The sequence below is a fragment of the Paenibacillus wenxiniae genome (assembly GCF_039822605.1).
GTDB lineage: Bacteria > Bacillota > Bacilli > Paenibacillales > Paenibacillaceae > Saccharibacillus > Saccharibacillus wenxiniae.
In genome coordinates, this window is sequence record NZ_JBCGUH010000004.1 from 370925 (window position 1) to 394061 (window position 23137).

At 44.8% G+C, this 23137-nt stretch carries 17 protein-coding genes and 2 tRNA genes; 11 read left to right on the forward strand and 8 right to left on the reverse strand.

Going from position 1 to position 23137, the window contains the following annotated elements:
* The first annotated feature begins 466 nt into the window (after positions 1-466).
* Positions 467-3772, forward strand: coding sequence for a S8 family serine peptidase (locus tag AAHF22_RS10305; protein ID WP_347324903.1), 3306 nt, complete (start codon positions 467-469; stop codon positions 3770-3772).
* A 433-nt stretch (positions 3773-4205) separates the two neighbouring features.
* Here AAHF22_RS10305 and AAHF22_RS10310 read toward each other — a convergent pair whose 3' ends face one another.
* The 3 genes from AAHF22_RS10310 to AAHF22_RS10320 all read right to left on the reverse strand — a co-directional run bounded on the left by AAHF22_RS10310 (position 4206) and on the right by AAHF22_RS10320 (position 6992).
* The gene (locus AAHF22_RS10310; protein ID WP_347324904.1) at positions 4206-4736 is read right to left on the reverse strand and encodes a hypothetical protein; all 531 of its coding nucleotides are present in this window, start codon (positions 4734-4736) and stop codon (positions 4206-4208) included.
* Positions 4737-4875: 139 nt separating this feature from the next.
* Positions 4876-5178 carry a hypothetical protein gene (locus AAHF22_RS10315; RefSeq protein WP_347324905.1) on the reverse strand — a complete coding sequence of 101 codons (303 nt, stop codon included), beginning with the start codon at positions 5176-5178 and terminating at the stop codon, positions 4876-4878.
* A 335-nt stretch (positions 5179-5513) separates the two neighbouring features.
* Positions 5514-6992: an alpha-N-arabinofuranosidase gene (locus tag AAHF22_RS10320; protein ID WP_347324906.1), complete on the reverse strand. Its 1479-nt coding sequence runs from the start codon at positions 6990-6992 to the stop codon at positions 5514-5516.
* A 169-nt stretch (positions 6993-7161) separates the two neighbouring features.
* Between AAHF22_RS10320 and AAHF22_RS10325 the strand changes: the two genes are divergently transcribed.
* On the forward strand, positions 7162-8127 hold the full coding sequence (locus tag AAHF22_RS10325; protein WP_347324907.1) for an ArsR/SmtB family transcription factor: 966 nt from the start codon (positions 7162-7164) through the stop codon (positions 8125-8127).
* A gap of 298 nt (positions 8128-8425) precedes the next feature.
* Here AAHF22_RS10325 and arfA read toward each other — a convergent pair whose 3' ends face one another.
* Positions 8426-9949: an arabinosylfuranosidase ArfA gene (arfA, locus tag AAHF22_RS10330; RefSeq protein WP_371834046.1), complete on the reverse strand. Its 1524-nt coding sequence runs from the start codon at positions 9947-9949 to the stop codon at positions 8426-8428.
* 428 nt (positions 9950-10377) lie between these two features.
* Here arfA and AAHF22_RS10335 point away from each other — a divergent pair, with 428 nt between their 5' ends.
* The 6 genes from AAHF22_RS10335 to AAHF22_RS10360 all read left to right on the forward strand — a co-directional run bounded on the left by AAHF22_RS10335 (position 10378) and on the right by AAHF22_RS10360 (position 17221).
* Entirely contained in the window at positions 10378-10989 is a 612-nt protein-coding gene (locus AAHF22_RS10335) for a hypothetical protein (protein WP_347324909.1), read from the forward strand.
* Between the two features lie 672 nt (positions 10990-11661).
* On the forward strand, positions 11662-12153 hold the full coding sequence (gene fur, locus AAHF22_RS10340) for a ferric iron uptake transcriptional regulator (protein WP_371834050.1): 492 nt from the start codon (positions 11662-11664) through the stop codon (positions 12151-12153).
* 640 nt (positions 12154-12793) lie between these two features.
* Positions 12794-13975: an alanine racemase gene (gene alr / locus AAHF22_RS10345; RefSeq protein ID WP_347324910.1), complete on the forward strand. Its 1182-nt coding sequence runs from the start codon at positions 12794-12796 to the stop codon at positions 13973-13975.
* Positions 13976-14200: 225 nt separating this feature from the next.
* Positions 14201-14482 (forward strand): CopG family ribbon-helix-helix protein, encoded by a 282-nt coding sequence (locus AAHF22_RS10350; protein ID WP_322903037.1) that lies wholly within the window; start codon positions 14201-14203, stop codon positions 14480-14482.
* A gap of 3 nt (positions 14483-14485) precedes the next feature.
* The gene (locus AAHF22_RS10355) at positions 14486-14836 is read left to right on the forward strand and encodes a type II toxin-antitoxin system PemK/MazF family toxin (protein ID WP_017812889.1); all 351 of its coding nucleotides are present in this window, start codon (positions 14486-14488) and stop codon (positions 14834-14836) included.
* Between the two features lie 159 nt (positions 14837-14995).
* Positions 14996-17221 (forward strand): Tex family protein, encoded by a 2226-nt coding sequence (locus AAHF22_RS10360; protein ID WP_347324911.1) that lies wholly within the window; start codon positions 14996-14998, stop codon positions 17219-17221.
* Between the two features lie 292 nt (positions 17222-17513).
* Here the strand turns inward: AAHF22_RS10360 and AAHF22_RS10365 are convergent, their stop codons facing one another.
* A complete protein-coding gene (locus AAHF22_RS10365) occupies positions 17514-17876 on the reverse strand; it encodes a hydrolase/acyltransferase (RefSeq protein ID WP_347324912.1) in 363 nt (120 codons plus the stop codon).
* 641 nt (positions 17877-18517) lie between these two features.
* Here AAHF22_RS10365 and AAHF22_RS10370 point away from each other — a divergent pair.
* From AAHF22_RS10370 to AAHF22_RS10380, 3 genes are all read left to right on the forward strand, one after another.
* A complete protein-coding gene (locus tag AAHF22_RS10370) occupies positions 18518-19003 on the forward strand; it encodes a SprT family protein (protein ID WP_347324913.1) in 486 nt (161 codons plus the stop codon).
* Positions 19004-19027: 24 nt separating this feature from the next.
* A tRNA-Asn gene (locus AAHF22_RS10375) sits at positions 19028-19103 on the forward strand.
* Between the two features lie 6 nt (positions 19104-19109).
* A tRNA-Ser gene (locus tag AAHF22_RS10380) sits at positions 19110-19201 on the forward strand.
* 327 nt (positions 19202-19528) lie between these two features.
* Here the strand turns inward: AAHF22_RS10380 and AAHF22_RS10385 are convergent.
* The 3 genes from AAHF22_RS10385 to AAHF22_RS10395 form a co-directional block, all read right to left on the reverse strand.
* Positions 19529-21022, reverse strand: a complete 1494-nt coding sequence (locus tag AAHF22_RS10385) for a cohesin domain-containing protein (RefSeq protein ID WP_347324914.1) — start codon at positions 21020-21022, stop codon at positions 19529-19531.
* A gap of 195 nt (positions 21023-21217) precedes the next feature.
* Positions 21218-22093: a Cof-type HAD-IIB family hydrolase gene (locus AAHF22_RS10390; RefSeq protein ID WP_347324915.1), complete on the reverse strand. Its 876-nt coding sequence runs from the start codon at positions 22091-22093 to the stop codon at positions 21218-21220.
* Positions 22090-22875, reverse strand: coding sequence for a DeoR/GlpR family DNA-binding transcription regulator (locus tag AAHF22_RS10395; RefSeq protein ID WP_347324916.1), 786 nt, complete (start codon positions 22873-22875; stop codon positions 22090-22092). The genes AAHF22_RS10390 and AAHF22_RS10395 overlap by 4 nt, the downstream gene beginning before the upstream one ends.
* Between the last annotated feature and the right edge of the window lie 262 nt (positions 22876-23137).

The window sequence follows — 23137 nt, forward strand, 5'->3', positions numbered from 1 at the left end:
GGTCTTAAAGAAGATATACAGTATAGCTGTCAGTTAGACAAAGCATAGCAAGATGAAATGTAATAAGATAACAAGCAACAAGATGAAGCACCCTTTAAGGTAAGCATGTATAGATTGGTGTACTGACCTCAAAGGGTGCTTTGCTTATCATTATGTTCTTATTTTAGTACTTTAGATGTTATAACTTGCATAAATATGTTATTGATATGTTTTTCAACTAGTTCTAAAGTCTTTTTCTCAAAGATAATCAAGTTTGTAAAAAATAAATATCATCTATATAAATTACTTTGAATGGATAAATAAAGGTGATTTTTAATAAGTTAATGTTGTTTAATAAAAAACGTTTTTCAATAAATAGGTATCGCAAAAAAAATGCTATCTGTGAAAAAAGTCTCTATTCAGTCATTTAGCAGCGGTGGTACTATAGCACTGCTTCATGACAAAACTATAGAATGGAGAGAGAACATTGAACACAGGGAGCAAGCGAAATCGGTTATGGATTTGGTCTATTACAACAATTCTGAGCATTAGCATCGTCGGCGATCCTTTTGTCGCTCGTGCTGCTACTCCAGGCACGGCACAATCACCTTACGTGATTCAACGTGGTAATCTAACGGCTTCCATGTCAGGATTGATTCATCAACAGGAGCATATGATTTCACCGGATATTGATACTTCCTCCAGCAAGCCGGTATCCGTTATCGTACAAATGACCGATCAACCTGTGGCGATTCAATTGCAAGATGATCAAACAAGTTCAGCGCAGTCTAATTTATTTTCCGATAGCAAACTGGAAACTTCGCAAAACAACGTCGCTTCTCAGCAAAACAACGTTTTACTACAGGCAAGCAACCAAAATATTGCGTATAAAGTAAATTATCGCTACAATACCGTACTGAATGGTGTAGAGATGACGCTGCCAGCGAATCAAATTCCACAGCTTGCCAAGCTGCCAGGCGTCAAATCGATTTATAAAAATAAAACATATACTACTTTGCCAGCACCTCAAACGGCTACAACAGTAACCGGCGCTACGTATGATGCGGTGCCCCTATCAGTCATCGGTGCACAAATTGCTTGGGCGAAAGGATTGACTGGAAAAGGAGTTCGAGTCGGTGTACTGGATAGCGGTATCGATTACGATCATCCCGATCTGAAAGGCGCCTACAAAGGCGGTTACGACTCGGTCGATCATGATCGCGATCCATATGAAAACCCACCTGTCTCGGTTGCAGACGATGTATACGGTACAGGCTATGCCGGAAGCTGGCATGGTACGCATGTATCCGGCACGATCGCCGGACGCGCAGCTAACACTCAAAGTGATGTGGTGCAAAAGGGTGTAGCTTATGGAGCAGATCTGTATATGTATCGTGTGATGCGACGTGACCCGGAGACCAATGCGGATACAGGTGATACAGCGACGATCATTGATGGTATCGAGCATGCGGTCAAAGATCATATGGATATTATTAACATGTCGATCGGCACCGATGAAGATAAAGACATCAATGCCCCGGAAACGATTGCGGTTAACAACGCTGTATTAAGTGGAACGACCGTTGTCATTGCTAATGGGAATGCAGCTTCATCAGGTTCTTATTATTATTCGCTCGGTGAGCCAGCAACATCACCATTAGCGATCTCGGTAGGTGCCTCAACTGTACCGGTTACCTATTACAGTGCTACCGTCCATGCAGATGTGTATGGTACGGATACAGCGACGAATACAATGCCTGCTCGTGTAACAACCGATACGTATGGGACGGATTCTACAGCAGTAACCAAACCAACTACCAGCGAACCAACTACCGCCCAATCAACGAATGCAGTTGACCAAGCATATGATCTGCATATGCTTGCCTGGGAGACCGCTCATGACCAGTTCGCTTCGGTTCTCGGTACGAAGCCGCTGCAAGGGGTATATGCAGGTTTAGGCGCGGAAACGGATTATGATGGTAAAAATGTGAATGGCAAAGTTGTGCTTGTTTCGCGTGGTGGACTGACATTTGTACAAAAGATTGCCAATGCAAAAGAACACGGAGCAGTAGCGCTTATTATTTTTAATGGCAATGAAGATGCTAACGATTCCAGCAAAGCCAATCTGTCTACCAGCATCAGCGGTCGGGATGGATATATTGGTTATAATGCTTTTCTGCGCGATAGCTTTGATTATATTCCGACCTTTGATATGAAAGGTGCGCAAGGCCGCGCGCTTGCCCGTGCTGCACTACAACATGCCGATCAGCCGATTACATTTACATTTGGGGCGAATTATCCAGCGCAAAATGTGCCTGGTGATCATCTGATCTCCTACAGCTCACGCGGTCCGAATCTGGATGGTGATCTTGGTATCAAACCGGATCTCGTTGCACCAGGATTGTCGATTCGTTCTACATTCCCTGCGTATGGAAAATATAGTAAAGACGCAAATTATGCTACTGCGTACGCACGTGAAAGTGGTACGAGTATGGCAACTCCACATGTGACTGGGATGGCGGCTTTGCTCAAGCAAGAGCATCCAGACTGGACACCATTTGACATTCGAGCCGCGCTTGCCAATACATCGGTGCCATTAGTAGATGAGTCCGGTCAGCGTTATGATGTGTATTCGCAGGGAGCAGGACGAGCAGATATCGGTGCTGCTGTAAATACACCAGCTGTGCTGGAAGCGATCGAGAATATTACTATTTTGGACAAAAAACTTAACGCCAAAGCGGTAACGAACTATAATCCGTCTGCATCGTTTGGTGTGATAGAGGCAGATGGAACGCCTCATGATCAATTGTTACAACTTAAAAATACGTCAGGCACAGCTATAACGTATCATGCAAAGGTCAATATGCATCCATCGGTTACCTCCGATCCAAGCGCACCAATCGCAACGCCAGATGTGAACAATATTGGGGCTGTATTGCAAGGTATCGGGGCGGACGGAACGATTACGGCTGATCCGAATAAAGCGACGACGTTTACACTTTCGGTTACACCTTCTACGGCGGCAGCAGATGGCGTATATGAAGGCGATGTGCAATTAACAGCCGACGGTTATCCATCACTCCATCTGCCGTTTGTGCTTCATATTGGTAAAGATCAACCTGATACAGGCTTAGGTATTCAGCAAGTACAGATTGAGAATCCAATTGTACGCTTAAACGGTAAGGAGGACGCAGCAGCACTGAAATTCCGCTTAATGTCGGATAATATCAATGCGCTGGAGCTGGATGCGTATACGATTAATGGTGATTATATGGGTACACTGGTGCAGCAGGTCAAATCATCGTCCGACACGTTTAAACCGGGCTATTATACATTGAGCGGATTAGACAATATCGTCACTTTCCTTGGGGATGACGGTAGCTCAAAAGTTCAAGTATTGCAGCCAGGCACCTATCAGCTTCATCTGAGTGCATATCATTTAGATGAGAATGGAAATGTGGTGCAGAGCGATACGAAAATTGCCAATAGTATTTATCGTATCGCGGGTACCGAACAGGATCGTGTCAAGGCTGCTGCGGGTGCATTCCATAAAGTGATAACTGGCAATACGGTCGTAGGCGAGCCGATCATCACACTACCGCAAAGTGATCGTCTGACTTACAACATATTGTCCAGCAGCGATCCAGAATACGTAGACAATACTGGTAAGCTGTTAAAATTGCCACAGTCTTCACACCGCATCGTGCGTTTGCAACTGCAAATTAGTTCGATCAGCGATCCTTCGGTATCGACGACGATTACAGCATCAATCAAAATTCAACGTCAAAAGTAGTGTTTGCATGTGTGCATGTGGATGAAGGATACGTTGTAGCTGTATCGTAAACTAACTGCTCCAGCACGCACTCGTATCATGTCATAGAGATGCAAACACAAATACACACAACGATAGGTACAACAATATGAATGAAACACAACCCGTGTAAAAGAAAATACAAACGCAAAGAGACAGCTTCCTTGAACATAGGAAGCTGTCTTTATTATAGTTCGCCAGATGGAATCGTACCCAAGTAAAAGGTGATTTTATAAAAGTATAATGGCAATCGTGTAGCGTGTAGCAGTACAAAGCAAATCGTAAAACAGCATAATGACAAGTATACAGCTACAAGCGTCAATCATTCAACAGCCTAACCATGCACAGCCAGGTATCCATATTCATACAAAAAGGTTTGCATGCAACTATGCAAACCTTTTTGCTCAAACCCATATTAATGACTCTGCTTCACGCCGAGCTGACCGTACAATAAAGACTGCTGTCGCAATGCTTCATCATATTTGTCATGATCCGGTTGCTGCAAAATAAATGTCAGGTCATCATGAAAATCCTGTACCATATAGCCTTCTGGCAAATCTTCAAACAGACTGTGGAAGTCGACTTCTGGCAAAGATTGTTCACCCTCAGCACAGCGTGTCATCCAGTCGATCCAATCCGAAACGGCAAGCACGCCGCTCATACACAGATCTTCCTGCAAGCTGATAACATCCTGTAGCTGCTCATACGCTTCCGGCTCGCTATAACGCTGAAAAGCGGCAATGACAATCGTATACAGTGCATCTGCCGCAGCAGCGAGATCCCCTGTCAAAGGTGTCTCTAACTGCTCATGGAAATCCTGTAATTTTAATTGTCCGCCTTCATCATAAAGCAACGGTACGACAGAGCATTGATGCAAAATATCAATAAGTGTATCTTCTGAAAGTGTTCCTGTGGCAAACCATTGTTCCAGTTTATGTGGTGACATCGTTATCCTCCGGTTTCGGTGCTGTCAGCTATGGGGCTGCCTCACCGTTGTTGATTTCAATCCGTAACGATTATACACCACATGCAGAGATGCTGTCCGCTGTTTGCTTTATTTGATCGTATACATATCCCGTATAACGTTATAGCTCCCAATGCGATCCAGCAGGGGCAGGACAATGGCTTGCCTGTAAACGCGTTCGAATATGCACGAGACAGCCGCAATGTTTACAGGTCGTACCGAATTGGAGAGAAGGGCAGACCATGCAACGCTGAAACCGCTCCTGCTGCACTGTTTCGGACGCAAGCTCATCCGCCTGCTTGCCTGCCATAGCGAGCTGAACAAGCTGCTCGATTCTTTCCTCTGACAGTACAGGACTGCGATTGCAGCCTTTACAGCCATTGCTAGTATCGACAGCAGGCTGCATCCGATGAATTGCGCTCATGGTTCATGCCCCTTTCTGCAAGTAAAACGATTGTTTGTTTTCATTGATTATAGCTGTTTATTAACTTCATCTGTTTCGTATATTGATAGAACGACAGGTTCATAAATCCCTAACTCTGTAACTTCGTAAACCCGTAAACCCGTAAACCCGTAAACCCGTAAACCCGTAAACCCGTAAACCTATAACTCCTTAAACCTATTTCTACTTACTTTGTGGTATTTATAATGCTAAAGCTGATCAATGCTATAGTCATCGTGCTCGATTTCTTACTTTCAGTGCATCGCCTGTATTTATCCGCCTATATCGCATCCATGTCATGTGTATAACACTCGCGATTAAGACAATGTAATACGCGCAACCGAAGCAGGTGGAAGCTCGAAGCTCAGCACGCCTTCTGCTGACAGCGTCAAATTGAGTTCAGTTGGTGCTACACGATCTGGCTGTGCAAATGTGTTATGTGCATCCAATGCATCGCCTGCCAGTACGATTCCGTTAGCCGTATAAGAGCCACCTTCAATCGCACAGCTGAATGTTTCGGATTCATTGTGGCTCAGATTACATACGGTAATATGAACCTGACCCTGTGCATCCTTCGATGCGGCAGCGCTGATTTTTGGAATCGATTGTGCGCCCAGCACGTATTCCGGGCTTTCCCAGTGCAGTTCCAGACGCTCGCTATCCTGATGCACCTGATACATATTGAACACATGGTATGTTGGTGTGAGCAGCATTTGATCGCCTTCGGTCAATACCATCGCTTGCAATACGTTAACCATTTGCGCGATATTCGCCATTTTGATCCGATCTGCGTATTTGTAGAACAGATTCAAGTTCACGCCAGCTACGATCGCGTCACGCACTGTGTTTTGCTGGAATAAGAAGCCTGGATTGGTACCTGGTTCTACTTCGGTCCAGATGCCCCACTCGTCGATGATCATGCCGACTTTTTTCTCTGGATCATATTTGTCCATAATTTGAGAATGCTTCACGATCAATTCTTCCATGAACAGCGTGTTTTTCAGCGTACTGAACCATTCTTCTGTCGTAAAGCCAGTAGCAGCCCCTTTACCGGTAAAGAAATTACCAGATGGAATCGTATAGTAGTGCAAGCTCAAGCCGTTCATCAGATGACCTGCTTCGCGCATCAGCACTTCGGTCCATTTATAATCGTCTGTATTCGCACCGCAGGCGATTTTGTACACTTGATTATCGCCATAGTTACGCACATAAGTCGCATAATGACGATACAGATCTGCATAATATTCAGGACGCATATTGCCGCCACAACCCCAGTTTTCGTTACCAACACCGAAGTAAGTCACATTCCACGGCTCATCGCGACCGTTCTGGCGACGCCAGTCTGCCATTGGAGACGTACCGTCCTGTGTCATATATTCCACCCATTGCTGCATCTCATGTACCGTACCGCTACCTACGTTACCGCTAATGTACGGTTCCGTTTCCAGCAGTTCACACAGACGTAAAAATTCATGTGTACCAAAATGGTTATTTTCCTCAACGCCGCCCCAGTGACTGTTCACCATCCGTGCCCGTTCTTCCGGTTTGCCTACGCCATCTTTCCAGTGGTATTCATCCGCAAAGCAGCCGCCCGGCCAGCGCAGTACGGGAATATTCAGCTCACGCAGCGCTTCCAGTACATCATTGCGGATACCGTCTGTATTCGGAATTGGTGAATCGGTACCTACCCACATGCCTTCATAAATACAGCGACCGAGATGCTCAGCGAATTGTCCATGCAGATGACGGCTCAATGTGCCTGTTGTTACCGTTGTGTTCACATTCATATTAATCATAGTAAAATGCCTCCTTTGATAGTAAAAGCGAAGTTAAAGTGGGATTTTGCCTGACAGAATGGGGATATTTCCACATTTCAAGCGGAAACGTTTGTATTTTTGTTAACCTAAGGATATAGTGAAAATATAAACAAAAACGTTACACACTCGCTAATGAAGGAGCTTGCCCATGAATCTCGATATTTCGGACAAATCATTGCCTGTGTATGAAGCCCTTGCCAGCAGTGTACGGCACAAAATTATTCAGCTGCTTGCCGACAAACCGATGAATATTCGCGAACTGGCAGAAGCGGTTGGATTGACTAGCGCCATCGTATCGATGCATGTCAAAAAGCTGGAGAAAGCAGCCATCATTTCAACCAATATGCAGCCTGGTAAAGGCGGCGTACAAAAGGTATGCTATCTTCAAGTGGAAGAGGCGAATATCGCTTTCCCTAATAAAGTAGAGCATGTGCGCAACTATCACGAAAGTGAGATTTCGATCGGACATTATACTGATCTGGCAGCTGAACCGACCTGTGGTCTGGCTTCAACTGAAAAGTTTATCGGTCAGGTTGACGATACACGCTACTTTTTCGATGCTGAGCGTTTTCAGGCGAAAATTTTATGGTTTAGCGAAGGTTTTATTGAATATAAAATCCCGAATTTTCTGCTATCCACTGAAAATCCGCTGGAGCTAATGATGTCGATGGAAATTTCCTCGGAAGCTCCGATGACAGATGATCGTTTCCCGTCTGATATTACGTTTTACCTGAATGATGTTAAGCTTGGCACATGGACAAGTCCAGGTGACTATGGCGATAAGCGCGGTAAGTATAATCCGGCATGGTGGCCAGAAATTATTAACCAGTACGGTCTACTCAAACATTTGCAAGTGACGCGTCAGGGCACCTTTATGGACGGTATTCAGTTGTCTGATGTGACGCTGGATCAAGTGAATGTGCGTGATCGGCAATGGACATTACGGCTGGCTGTTGAATCTTCGGCTGAGCATGTGGGTGGGCTGACATTGTTTGGACGCGGCTTTGGTAATTACAATCAGGATATTGTATTCCGTTTGTATTATGACAAGCGTGTTCGCCCAACAACACCATCGGTTGAACAACCGAAGCCGGAAAAGCAAGAACAGCATTAGGCAAGACCAATGGGATGCACCATTGAACAGGATGATCCGCGTATGATTTATTGCTGATTCGATTGCACGATCATTCGGTTTATGACGATGCTGATAGCGCTTGCAAATATTGCGACAACGCATCGCTTCGCAGCCTACATAGATGCTGGCGTATTCGCGTATGCATGCTGTAAACAACGATATTGCTCAGTTAGAGCAATAGTATAGCAACAGGAGGGAGGAGGTGATCGAAGGATCGCTTCGCTCCCTTTTTGCTATTTATAGACAAGATAAACAGGATGAAAAACTACTGCCAGAATTACGCTTTGCGTAAACGAATCACATTCCATGAAGCTTTGCTCAGACGTGCAGTCAGCATGCCGCCATCCAGTGTGGAGTTACCACCGCTATGCGGTTTAACCTGCTCATTGTCGGCTGTGTTTACAGCTTTCAGATCATCATTTTCTAGTACGATATGCTCCTCGATCACATAGCCTTCAAAGGAACGAACATCACAGTTCAGATCAAGCGCATCGGTCAGATGGCGGTTCACCGCGAAGATCGTCAGATGTTCATTTTCTTCGTCATGCACCACAGCGCTGTCCAGATAAGGAACATCAGTGTAATCTTTTGCATCATATACTGGGGAATCGATAACTGGCTTCAGCGATATGCCACGACCGTACACCGAAGCATGCATATACGGATAGAAGATCGTTTGCTTCCAGGAACGCCCGCCTGTCTCGGTCATAATCGGTGCGATCACGTTCACGAGCTGTGCCATACAAGCCATTTTCACGCGATCTGCACGACGTAGGAACGTGAGCAGCATACTGCCAACGAGCAGTGCATCTTCAAAATTGTACACATCTTCAAGCTGTGGCGGCGCGATGCTCCACGGGTCCATTTTGCTATCGGCATCGTTAGAGTGATACCATACATTCCACTCGTCAAAGCTCAAATACATATCTTTTTTGCTGCGTTTCTTTGCTTTGATATAGTCACAGGTTGAGATTACGGTATGAATAAAATGATCCATATCGACCGAGCGAGCCAAATAGTTGGCAGGGTCATTTTCCTGATTGCCATAGTATTGATGCAAGGAAATGAAATCAACCTCATCATACGTATAATCAAGCGTTGTTGCTTCCCATTGTGGGAATGTCGCCATGCTAGTATTGGAGCTGCCACATGCTACAAGTTCAATCGATGAATCGACCAGACGCATCGCTTTGGCTGCTTCCAGTGCCAGCTTGCCATAATCCTCTGCATTTTTGTGTCCGATCTGCCACGGGCCATCCATCTCGTTACCAAGACACCATGTTTTGATACCATGTGGATCGGCATAGCCATGCTGCTTACGCAGATCGCTATAATATGTACCGCCGGGATGGTTGCAATATTCGACCAGATTCCGTGCAGCATCAATGCCACGCGTACCTAGATTGACCGCCATCATGACTTCGGAGCCAATTTCGCGCGTCCATTGTGCAAATTCATTTGTACCGACTTCATTCGGCTCAATCGTTCTCCATGCCAGTTCCAGACGCTTCGGACGCAGGTCGACAGGACCTACACCATCCTCCCAATTGTAACCGGATACAAAATTACCACCAGGATAACGAATAATCGGAACTTGCAGCTCCTGAATCAATTGTTTGACATCATTGCGATAGCCATGTTCATCGGCGAGCGGATGCCCTGGATCATAAATACCACCATATACAGCCCGGCCCAGATGTTCGATAAAAGAGCCGTAAATTCGTTTGTCTACCTCGGCGATACGGAAGGATTTGTCAACAATCATTCTAGCTTTGATGCTTGTTTGAGACATAGTGTTCATCCTTTCATGTTCAAAATAGAGTTGATGCAAGAGTGGAAACGTTGCAGCTATATGTATACAGCAAAACAAGCAGCTGCAAGATGCTATCGTTTATAGTTTGAATGTATCATAACGTTCATAGATAGGTCAATTATAATATTAATAATTAATGTTTTTGTTAACTATATAAAAATGACTATAGGGAATGACCGTTTGAATTATCGTCGGTTATGATCTCATCCATGCTGGCTACTCACTTTTTCAATTCACTTCTAGTTGCTTCATCTCTGCTTACTTTGTGTTGCTCCATCTCTGTTTATATTTGCTGTAAACGTAACCTTTTCCGCTTGGAGATTTGTTATAATTTTCAACATATTCGCGCTTTAATCGCTTGTATAACGATGTAGAGCGATCAGCGATCATTATACACATAAGGAGTTGAATAGCGGATGCCTGCTAAAGATATGTTTCCTCCACAAGTGCAAGAAGTGATCGATTTTATTGAAAAAGGCGATGTACTGACAGGTACGTATAGGGCAGCTGTAGAGTCGATCCATGTTGCTACGCAGCTACCAGAGGAGAGTCACGGCAAAATGATCGAAATCCATACGTCTAACCACTTGTTTACCGATCTGCAAGAAGCGCTGGAGTTTTACAGGGATGAAGATGTGGAGCCTCCGTATTATTTTTTGTTGGATATTACGGCAGAAGCTTTAGGCGATATTCCCGCAGCAACGGATGATGAGCAGCGACAACTTCAACGTGCATTGATTGAGTATGAAGAAGAACATGATTTTTATCGTCTTATTAAGGAAAGAATGACTCCGCTTGCTACTGAATTACATATAGAGAGCGAACATGTTGATCAGGTAGCTGATATTATTAGTGGCGACCTGTATCATTGTGCGACAGCCCGGCTGTTAATGAAACAACCACATCCTTACTTTGAACAAATGTTTCACATTTATCGCAATCAGGGAATGCCAGTGGGCTGGGTTGGAAGTGAGTTACCGGATGAAGGTAAATTTGTTATCTATGCGCAGCGAGTGGAAAGCAATTGATCGTATTATAGTTGTAATGCTGTAGAGGAGCAGGGCTGTACTGAGATACTTATGTAAGACGGCAGGGGTAGTGATCTCGGTAATAAATATAGACATGGACACATAGACATAGACATACACATACACATACACATATTGGCAACAACACATCGCCTATTGTCTGGAATGACTAACTCTAATCTCCATCTTGTAATCATTTTAAATGTGGATTATCCGGTTTAGGGCGTATAGGCAAACTTCTATACGTGTAAGCAGCAGTAGTGTCTACCTAGTAAAACAGTTGGTGTACATGCACTGGCATCTTCAAATGTGAATCATCCCAGTCCATAGCTTCATCGGTTAGCGAATTTTTTTCTTCCTATTTACAAGTACAATCGGTTCCGATATGATATATTTATAATTATTCTAAATATAAATACAAGTTACGTATGTTGATGGTCTCTCTTACAGTCAGACACGGTATCGTACCGTGTGCGTGAATATACAGATATCGGTCTCCATTTATATTATGCTCGGTAGATGCAGACATGAATGTGTACGTCGTGTCGAGATGTTAGCTACACCGTACCATTTGGAATAGATGACGAAGATGAACGATTCCACCGAAATGACAATATGAACACGTTACTTGAACAGGAAGAATCAAATTAACCGGAAGGTGTGAAAAACATGATGGTGCTGACGGAACAGGTAGACCGGATTAAGGAACGTCTCAAATCCAAAGGCTACAAGCTGACGCCACAGCGTGAAACGACAATCCGGGTATTGCTGGAGCATGAAAAGGATCATCTGAGCGCAGAGGAAGTATTTTTGCTCGTCAAAGAAAAATTTCCGGAAATCGGTATGGCGACCGTGTACCGGGTGCTGGATTTGCTGAATGAGCTACAGATTGTACAAAAGGTTAATTTTGGCGATGGAGCGGCACGCTTTGATCTACGTGCAGCCAATAGCCCCCATTTGCATCACCATCTCATCTGCACACGCTGCGGCAATGTGGAAGAGATTATGGAAGACTGGTTGCTCGCTCTGGAAAAGCGTGTGGAACGTGAATACGGCTTTACAGTGACCGATCACCGACTGGATTTTCAAGGTGTGTGCTCTGCGTGTCAGGCGAAAGAACGTGAGAAAAATAAAGGCGGTAAGAACTGCCAGGCAGTTTCCTAAGCATTGAAGACTGCGAAGCCTTTCCGTTAAGAAGCTGAGCGTGAATATGCGCTCAGTTGCTGCAATAAAAATTAGCCATGCAGGGCACGGGTAGCTAGAAATCTGCGACATTAAGGAGCCTGAAAAGGCTCTTTTTTGTTGTGTGGGTTACTTTTCAGACTCGATTAGCCGACATTATAAATTAGATCCTACAGGTTGTGGTGCGCCCCAGACGCTGGCACCCCAGCAAAATCGTGAATGCGAATATTGCGGTACGGTAGTAGTTTACAAATGATTTCAGGATCACTTTAACACTTTAATGTAAATTTCTTAATTTGCAATCGATCCGCTTCTATTTTGAAAGAAGAGGGTAAATACTACAAACAAGGCGAAACCGAACAGACAATGCTGGACGGCTATTCGCCTTTTTAGGGTGAGATTAGATATAATAGGATGATGTCGTTGATGTCGGCTGTCATTCCATGCCGAATATTCTTCACTGGAAAGCGGTGGATTCGTCCGCTGGATCGTTCTGTTCCGAAGCCTTGACATCGCATTTGATAGCATCTTGCAGGTCGCTTGTAATTGACAGTTATCCGGCTTCCGCATTAACATAGTTGTATTGCCCGGATGGGCAAAAACGGATAGAAGGTGACTGTAATTGCAAGAGCAATATCGACCAACAAGAGCGGAAATTGATCTGGATGCGCTGCGAGCGAATTATGAAGCTTTTCGGAGTGCATTGCCGCACACAACCAGACTGATGCTTTGTGTAAAAGCAGGAGCGTATGGACATGGTGCTGTAGGGATAGCCCGTGAGCTGGAACAACTTGGCGCGGATTATCTGAGCGTGGCTTTTTTAGACGAAGCGATTGAGCTGCGTCAGCACGGTATTTCGTTGCCGATTCTCGTACTGGGCTATACAGGACCAGAGGCGGTAGCAGCAGCTTATGAGTATGATGTTACTTTAAATGTGTTTACAGAAGAAGTGCTTGAAGCGATTGCCGGACTGTCTGTGGAACCTTCCGGTCGCAAGCTCAAAGCTCATATCAAAATTGATAGCGGAATGGGACGACTGGGTCTGTTTCCAGATGAGGCACCTGCATTGATCGCTAAGGCGTTTGCGGTACCGACATTGGAAGTGGAAGGGATGTTCACCCATTTTGCAAGAGCGGATGAGCACAATAAAGATTATACACTGATGCAATACGAGAATTTCCAGCGTGTGAACCGCGAAGTGCGAAGCATGGGCTATACTATCCCTGTCATACATACGGGGAACAGTGCTGCCGCGATTGATGCTCCTGAATTGTCTCCACAGATGGTTCGGGTAGGAATTGCACTGTATGGGCTGTATCCTTCGACCGAAGTGAACCAGCAGGCGATAGCATTAGCCCCGGTCATGGCTGTAAAAACGAAGGTTGTCTATACCAAAACGTTGCCAGCAGGCTCGGGTATAAGTTATGGCACTCGTTATGTGACCGAGCAGCCGGAAGTGATTGTTACGCTTCCAATCGGCTATGCCGACGGATATTCACGCTTACTTAGCGGAAAAGCCGAAGTGCTGCTTCGCGGACGTAGAGTTCCTGTCGTTGGAACGATCTGTATGGATCAGTGTATGGTATCACTTAAATCTTTTGCCCAGGAGGCAGAAGAAATCCAAATCGGCGATGAGGTTGTCTTAATCGGCCGTCAGCAGGATGAATTCATCCCGGCTGATGAGCTTGCTTCTTGGCTCGGTACTATCAATTACGAAGTGGTCTGCATGATCGCTTCCCGTGTCCCTCGTCTCTATTACCGTGACGGCGAAATCGTTAGCTGTTTAAACCCCCTTTTGCGGTAAAATATTTTTCGCAAAGTGGAAGGAAACGGAAAATGTTGAGCGAATCTTACATAATGTGATGAAAAGTCTGTACTCATACTGTTGTTGTAGTTTATAATGAGGGCAGCAAAGTGGCTCCATGTATTGTGCATGAGGTCAGACCATAAACTTGGATTCGCATTATGAAAAAATGCCGTTACAACAGCTAAGGGGTATAGCTGAAAAGGTTTTGGGGGTGCTGGACAGTTGGACAACATGCAGAACGTGCAAGGGATTATGGTCCATTTACCGGATCAGCTTTTGCAGGAAATCGATGGGATCGCAGCTTTGGATAATTCCGACCGCAACGAGTTAATCAGAAAGGCAACGAAAGTGTATCTGACGGAGCGCAAGAAACGGATTGTCCGTGAATCGATGCAGCGCGGATATATGGAAATGGCCAAGATCAATCTGAGAATCGCTTGTGAAGCATTCTATGCGGAGGAAGAAGCGGACATCACTCTGGACCGCTTAGTTAGCGGGGTGTAGACATTGATCGTAAAGCGTGGCGATGTATTTTTTGCAGATTTATCGCCCGTCGTCGGTTCTGAGCAGGGTGGCGTGAGACCGGTTCTGGTGATCCAGAACGATATCGGTAATCGCTTCAGTCCGACGGTCATTGTGGCGGCGATTACGGCACAGATTCAAAAAGCCAAATTGCCGACGCACGTGGAGATCGACGCGAAGTCTCATGGGTTTGACCGAGACTCCGTCATTTTACTAGAGCAGATTCGTACCATTGATAAGCAACGTTTGACTGACAAAATCACACATCTGGATGAAGAGACCATGCGTAGGGTGCATGATTCTCTCCAGATCAGCCTCGGCCTCGTGGACTTCTAAAGGCTTTCGGCGAGCAAGTGGACCCGGTGACTGCACCGGGTTTTTTGCGTCTAATCGGTAAGGTTTGCAATATCGTTTGAGATCATGCCCAACTTTTGAGATAATATAGCTATTGATATAGGTTCTCTGCATGTACAGAGAATGGAAAGAGGGATCAGATTGTCTGAACAAAAAGTAATCCATGAAGCGCAAGCGAAAGATAGCGAGCAGCAGGTACGCGAGCGGATCGTACGTCAAATTGCGGATGAACTGCATATTTCACAAAAGCAGATTCGTACGACGATTGATCTGTTGTCTGAAGGCAATACGATTCCGTTTATTGCCCGTTACCGTAAAGAGATGACCGGAGAGCTGGATGAAAACCAGCTTCGTGATATTGAAGAGCGCCATCAGTATTTGCGTAACTTACAGGAACGTAAGGAAGAAGTGCTGCGCATCATTAGTGAGCAAGACAAGCTGACTGAGGAGCTGGCAGCGTCGATTCAACAGGCGAGCAAGTTGCAGGAAGTGGAGGATTTGTATCGTCCTTACCGTCAGAAGCGTAAAACACGTGCCAGCGTTGCCCGTGAAAAAGGATTGGAGCCACTCGCACAATGGATACGCAGTGGGCCGAAAGCGCCAGAAGCGCTTGTCGAGGCTGCGAAGTATGTGGACGAGAGTAAAGGCGTAGAAGACGCTTCTCAGGCGCTACAAGGAGCGATGGACATCATTGCAGAAGATATTTCCGATGATGCGACCATTCGTACCTGGATCAGACGCTACACCTTCGATCACGGCATGCTCGTAACTGAAGCACGCAATGCGAATGAAGAATCAGTATACGAAATGTATTACAGCTATCGGGAGCTGGCGAAAAAAATGCCACCTCACCGTATTCTAGCGATCAATCGCGGTGAACGCGAAAATGTACTCAAAGTACAGCTGGAAGTCGCACCAGAATCGATCTATCGTTATATGGAAAAGCAACTCATTCAAGGTCCATCTGCCGTGCAAAAGCTACTAGGTGAAGTGATTGAGGATGCCTACAAACGTCTGATCGCACCTTCGATCGAACGTGAAGTACGTACAGAACTGACCGAAAAGGGCGATAGCCAGGCGATTTCGATCTTCGCTGGTAATTTGCGCAATCTGCTATTGCAAGCACCGATCAAGGAAACGAGAGTGCTCGGCGTTGACCCAGCTTTCCGTACAGGCTGCAAACTGGCCGCTGTCGACGAGACAGGCAAACTGCTGGAAGTGGCGGTTACTTATCCAACACCACCGGTCAACAAAAAGCGTGAAGCGGCTGAAATTTTCCAGCGTATGATCAATGAGCATGGAATCGAGCTGATTGTCATCGGTAATGGTACCGCATCACGTGAAACCGAGCAATTTGTAGCCGATCTGATTGGGGAGATTCAGGATCGCAAGCTGGCGTACCTGATCGTGAATGAAGCAGGAGCGAGTGTATATTCCGCTTCCAAGCTAGCGCAGGAGGAATTCCCTGATCTGGATGTCGCACAGCGTAGTGCAGCGTCCATCGCACGCCGTATACAGGACCCGCTGGCTGAACTGGTCAAAATCGACCCCAAAGCGATCGGTGTCGGACAATACCAGCACGATGTATCACAAAAACATCTGGAAAGCTCGCTGAAAGGCGTTGTCGAATCCGCAGTTAACCATGTCGGCGTCGATGTGAATACCGCTTCTCCATCGCTGCTCTCCTATGTCGCAGGCGTGAATGCAACAATCGCCAAAAACATCGTCAAATACCGTGAAGAACATGGTCGCTTCATCAGCCGCAAGCAGTTGCAAAAAGTGCCGCGTTTGGGTGCGAAGACGCTTCAGCAATGCGTCGGTTTCCTGCGTATTAAAGGTGGAGACAATCCGCTTGATTACACTGGCATTCACCCGGAATCGTATGCGGCGACGACCAAGCTTTTGCAATCGCTCGGCATTCAGCCAGCACAATTAGGTAGTGCGGAAGCCATATCTGCGCTTGCAGGTGTAGACGTCGAACAGACAGCCGCAGCGCTGGATATCGGTGTGCCCACACTGCGCGACATTTTGGACAGTTTACAGCGTCCAGGACGCGATCCGCGTGATGAGCTGCCATTGCCAATTTTCCGTACCGATGTGCTGAAGCTCGAAGATCTCACGCCAGGGATGGAGCTGCAAGGAACGGTACGCAACGTGATCGACTTTGGTGCCTTTGTCGATATCGGCATCAAAAACGATGGCCTTGTGCACATTTCCCAGCTGAGCGAGCAATTTGTGAAGCACCCGATGGATGTCGTTTCGGTAGGCGATAATGTAACGGTATGGGTACTGAATGTAGATATGAAAAAAGGTCGCGTTGGACTAACGATGCGCCCATCGTCTGCTCAGGAAGCAGCCGGCCACTAAATGATCTGTATCTAAGTCAATATGAATGGCTCGCTAGTCTCGTTAGTAGAGTAGTGCGAATGTGATAACATTGTTTCGGCGGGGAACCATATGATGGTATATGTACGCGATATCGTCGTCTGCTATGTAACAATATGTACTGAATAGGCTCGTAACAAAACAATAAGTCAGCAGCAGAATAAAAAGAAACAGCCCTGTAAAGTAATCTACAGGGCTGTTTGCATATGATGATAGTTAGAGTAAAGGGAACGGGGTCTTCAGTTCAGACAGCCACATCCGCTATAACACAAGCTCATTGCTGCTCAGCATATTCTTCAACCCATTGCTCAAGCTGCGCCTGTAACGCACGTATTTCGGTCAGAAGGGACACTAACGGGTACTCCTGCTCCTGTAAACGTGCAAACGACTGCTCCAGTGCATTAATATAATCCAATCCGCCAATCGTTTGTGCACCATCCTGTAGCAGCTCCAGATCGTTGCATTCGGCAACGGCATAGGGAAGCTTGGGCACATCAGAGACGGTTAATTTGCCGATCTCCTTATGTAATCGTAAATGAAGCGCGCTGAGCTGGTAAGCATAATCCGCAGGCATCTCCACATATTGAAGCTCAGTATCCTGCTGTAAAATCACATAGCGCATAGGTGAGGTACTCATCATCATTCTCCTTCAGTCGAATTGCCGGAAGTCCGGTATACATGTTCGTCATAAAAATGATCGAAAATGCAGTTTGTACTTGAAGTGTAGCGCATAACAAAGTTAAAATTCAAGAGAAGCAGAATGATATTTTGCTTTGCAAAAATCTTTTTTATTGAACCGCGTGTTAGAAGTTCGCTAACACTAGAAGCGGTATGATATTTTGCTTTGCAAAAATCTTTTTTGTTGCACCACGTGTTAGAAGATCGCTAACACTAGAAGAGGTATGATATTTTGCTTTGCAAAAATCTTTTTTGTTGCACCACGTGTTAGAAGATCGCTAACACTAGAAGAGGTATGATATTTTGCTTTGCAAAAATCTTTTTTGTTGCACCACGTGTTAGAAGATCGCTAACACTAGAAGAGGTATGATATTTTGCTTTGCAAAAATCTTTTTTTGTTGCACCACGTGTTAGAAGATCGCTAACACTAGAAGCAGAATGATATTTTGCCTCATAGGAATCTTTTTTGGTGCACCACATGTTAGAAAATGGTTAACACTAGAAGATACTGACTTGTGCTGCTTTTTAGAAAAGGGCTATGCCGTATAGGAAAGCAGTATACATTCGGAACAATCATGTCAAAGGAGCAGAGCGGGTTTCATGACGAACGAAGAACTTCAGGCATGGGTGGAACAATTATCTTTACAGCATTTTGAACGTCCATTTGTGCACCATGCCGTATTTAATGCGCGCCTACGCACAACAGGAGGACGTTATTTTCTCAAAAGCCATAATATCGAGATTAACCCGCATCAGCTCGCTGCTTTTGGTCGCGATGAGGTAGAGAAAATTATTAAGCATGAACTATGCCATTATCATCTTCACATTTTAGGTAAAGGTTATCAGCATAAGGATGCCGAATTTAAATACTGGCTTCAGCGTGTAGGTGGGGGGCGGTACTGCCAGATTCCGCCGGATATGCTGAAAAGCAAGCCGAAAGAGCTATACCGTTACCGACTTGTTTGCCACGATTGCAGCACACAATATTTACGTAAACGTCGTATGGACCCTGGCAAATATCGTTGTGGCAAATGCGGAGGAAAACTTACATTGGAATCGCTTGACTTGCCCAGAGAAACATGGTAAATTATTTTTTAGATTGATCAATGTTCCCTGATAGCTCAGTTGGTAGAGCACTCGACTGTTAATCGAGTTGTCACAGGTTCGAGTCCTGTTCGGGGAGCCATTTCTTGGAGAGATACCCAAGTGGCTATAAGGGGACCCTCTGCTAAGGGGTTAGACTGCGTAAGCGGTGCGAGGGTTCGAATCCCTCTCTCTCCGCCATATGAATTTATATTCATGTAGCAACTTTAGCAATCAGCATACATAAGCAAGTGAAGAGTCGGCATAGTCGGCTCTTTTTTATTGTTATCCTGACTTTTAAATTGGTGTAATGAGCGGTAATTTACATAGCGTTTAGAAAAAGACATATATACGGTTAGAAATCTTATTTATAATCGAGCAGATGATAGTGTAAACAGAGCAGCCCCTTGTCCATGTGCTATTAATGAATAGTTTATTATCGTTTTCAAAACAAACAAACAAACAAATCAATAAAAAAACCAACCACCAGACAGGATCGTCTTCGTGGTTGGTTTGTACAGCTGTTATTTATTTATGAGGATTGTAGTTTGTGTTTGTAAGCATTTGATTCACGATATACACCAGATCGTCGTCGCCAATTTTGCTATCTTCAGTCTGGTCAGCATCATACAATGTTTTATCTGTATCTGCTGCTGTTAATCCGAAGTAGAATGCATCGATAGAAAGGTCGAGTAATGTATATTCACCAGATCTATTTACGTCCAAAAAAGCAGGTTGTTCAATAAGGATTGTATCCTGCAATGCATTGGCTGCGCTAATATCATACTCTTGCTTCGTATCAGCGATTCTGCCTGTGAGTGAATCGACTTTGCCTTCACCTGCTGCGATCGCTTTAAATTTAAGTTTCAAGAACAGGGTGTCAGTTGAGATGCCATGATTTTTACCCTGGCTTGCCACGATGAAGCGAAGCGTACCTTTATTATCGTTCGTTTCATTGTACACTTTGTACCCCGCGATTTCGGTATAACCAAGATACTGCATAAGCTTACTGTCGTAATTGATAACAAAGTCTTCTGCATAGATATCATTCACATTTTTGAGTGACAGATCTGCTGTGAATTCCTCGCCGACTTTTGCTTTTTCTTTCTCAATCGCTACGTCTAACACTGCTTGTTCATTTGGCTTAATCGCTGCTACCGGTGTAGCTGAAGCTTCGTTGGAAGCGGGACCTTCGGATGAATTGGCTACTCCAGCTACGGTGTAGTAGTACGTAGTGCCGTTTGTTGCATTCGTATCGGTATAAGTTAACTCGTTGTATACGTTAGCAGTAACACTTTGTGCGATAGAAGTATATGGACCGCCTGCTGTAGTAGAACGTTTAACCGTATAGCTTTTTGCTTGATCGGCTGGAGTCCAGCTCAGATTGACCTGACTATCTCCGGCAGTAGCTTTCAATGTGGATTGACCGATAACAGGGACGTAGTTGTCTTCATCGTAAGCTTTGTATCCGGCTGGAATACTGTATTTGAAAGGTGAAGCGCCGAAGTTTGCTGTAGCTGTTCGTGTATTACTATCTGATCCACTTACTAGAGCTGCAAATGTAGAGGTTGGGAAGTTGCTAGCTGTATAAGTAGTTTTCCCCTGACTTACGCCATTTTTATACCATTCAATTGTATGATTGTCGATATCTAAAGCAACAGAGATGATATCATTTACGCTATAAGCTGCTCCATATTTAGTTATGCCCGTTTTGCTATCATATTTCTGACCGTCGAACCCAAAGTATGCAGCATATTTTGAGGAATCTGAATTTGTAATTCCGATTATCCATTTCACGCCATCTCCTGCACCTTCTTGGTTAACTTTTACTTCCCAATACCATTTACCAGAAGTTTTACCAGCAGTGGCTCTTTCAATTGTTCCAGCAGATCCACTAATTTGATACGTCAAACTTCCTTTGCTTGCCCATGTAATTAGATTTGCTGCGTGTGAAACGTTGTTGAAGCCAATTACTGAAAATACTAAAACCAGTAGAAAACTTATGTACCTTAAATTCCTCATTTTCTCATAACTCCCTTAAAGTGAATTTTTCTTACAAAGTGAATACTACACAGTAATAAACAGCGTATCCAGTTAAAAATATACATATAAAGTATTTTATGTAAAATATATACATTTAATTTAGTGTACGACATAACAAAAAAGACTCCCTTCTAATAAGGAGTCTTTCTAGCTATTTCTATTGACGAATTAAAATCACACCAACGGCACATTCAACCCCAGCGCCTTATAGATCGCATGAGCGACACCGTCCTGCTCATTCGTCAATGTAACCTCATCGGCAATCGCCTTCACTTCCGGCTCTGCATTCCCCATCGCGACACCCAGTCCAGCAAGCTGAATCATCGACACATCGTTAAAATTATCACCAATCGCCATCGTTTGCTCCAGTGGGATATTGTAATGCTCGGCTAGATGTTGGAGTGCGGTTCCTTTAGACGCTTGCTTATGCTCAATCTCAAAGTTCATATGACCGGATACGACCATCGTGAGATCTTCACGATCGGCAAAATGAGTACGTCCAACTTCCAGCTTCTCCTGCTCAAACGACAGCGCGAGAATGTTGTAAAACTCTGTATCATTCGGAATCTCCTGATACGTATTCACCCGAATCATTTTCAGTTTGGCACTCATGCCCTGCATAGCTTCTAACATTTGCAGATAGCTTGGATCTGGATTGGTGCTTAGCAGACGATCCACCTCTACAGCGAGCACTTGATGACCGGTACTGATCGTATAAATACCTTTATTCGTATGCGCCTGATAATAGTACTGATTCGTTTCTAACCAGTCCAATACTTCCATCGCTTGATGATTTTCCAATGGAAGTGAGAACATCGGTTGTTTGTTTTCGTTATGGATAACCGAACCATTCGAAGAAATTACCGGTGTAACCAGCTCAGCCGTTTCCAAAAATGAACGTACATTATTGTGCTCGCGCCCTGTAGCAATGGCGACAATCACACCTTCTGCCTGTGCAGCACGAATCGCTGCTTTATTCACATCATTAATATACGTATGGCCACTCAGTAGCGTACCATCCAGATCGATCGCGATTAATTTGATACTCATACACTCAGCTCCTTAGAAAATGATAGATCGGCGACCCACAGCTCAACTTCGTGCTGATCTAACAATTCCAGCATGTCGGGAGTAGGGGAGCGATCGGTAATGATCAGATCGACTTCTGATAGATCGGCAAACTTGTAAAATAACTCACGTCCGAACTTGGAATGATCGGCAAGTACGATCGTCATCTCAGCCTGCTGCATCATTTTGTGCTTGATTCGACCTTCTTCCACCGTGAGCGAAGTAAGCCCTTTGCTGGAAATACTACCTACGCCGATAAAGGCGCGCTCCGCAAAATAATGCGATAAAGCTTCCACGGCAGCCGAGCCGTACACATAACGATGCTGTGACTGTAATTGCCCACCGAGCAGATGAACGGAAATCTCTTGCTTGTTGGATAAAATATCTGCCTGATTGATCGAGTTAGTGACGATCGTGCAGCCAGGTGCTTCAATAAATTCGGCGCATGCCTGAACGGTAGTGGAAGAATCGAGGATAATGCGCTGTCCGCTCTGAACGAGCTGTGCTGCACGGCGACCAATGAGCTTTTTCTCAGCGGATACGGTGTTCAGTCGATCATTATAACTTGGGATGACGATAGGGCCAGCTGAAAGTAAGGCACCGCCACGAGTACGCACGATCGCATTTTGTTCTTCTAGCCGTACAAGATCACGTCTGGCAGTATCACGGGACACCTGAAATATACGGCAGATATCTTCAACTGTAATTCGTTGATGTTTACTCAGATACTCCAAAATATGAAGCATACGTTCTTCCTGATACATAAGTATTCTCCTTTGGAAGAAGGGATTTACTAAATCGAACTGAGATCATAGGTATAGGTTACTTGTTATTGTAAGCACAACAAGTAGATACACAGCAGATAACAATTGATTTAGCAACTCGATAAGTTGAAATAAGTTGAAATAAGTATAATGCAGTATTTATCATGCATATTTAAGTTTATATAAGTTATTATAAGTATTCGTAAGTGAAACTACAAGTGATGATTAGAAATTCAGCTTCAAGCAGGCTGGAACATAGCAT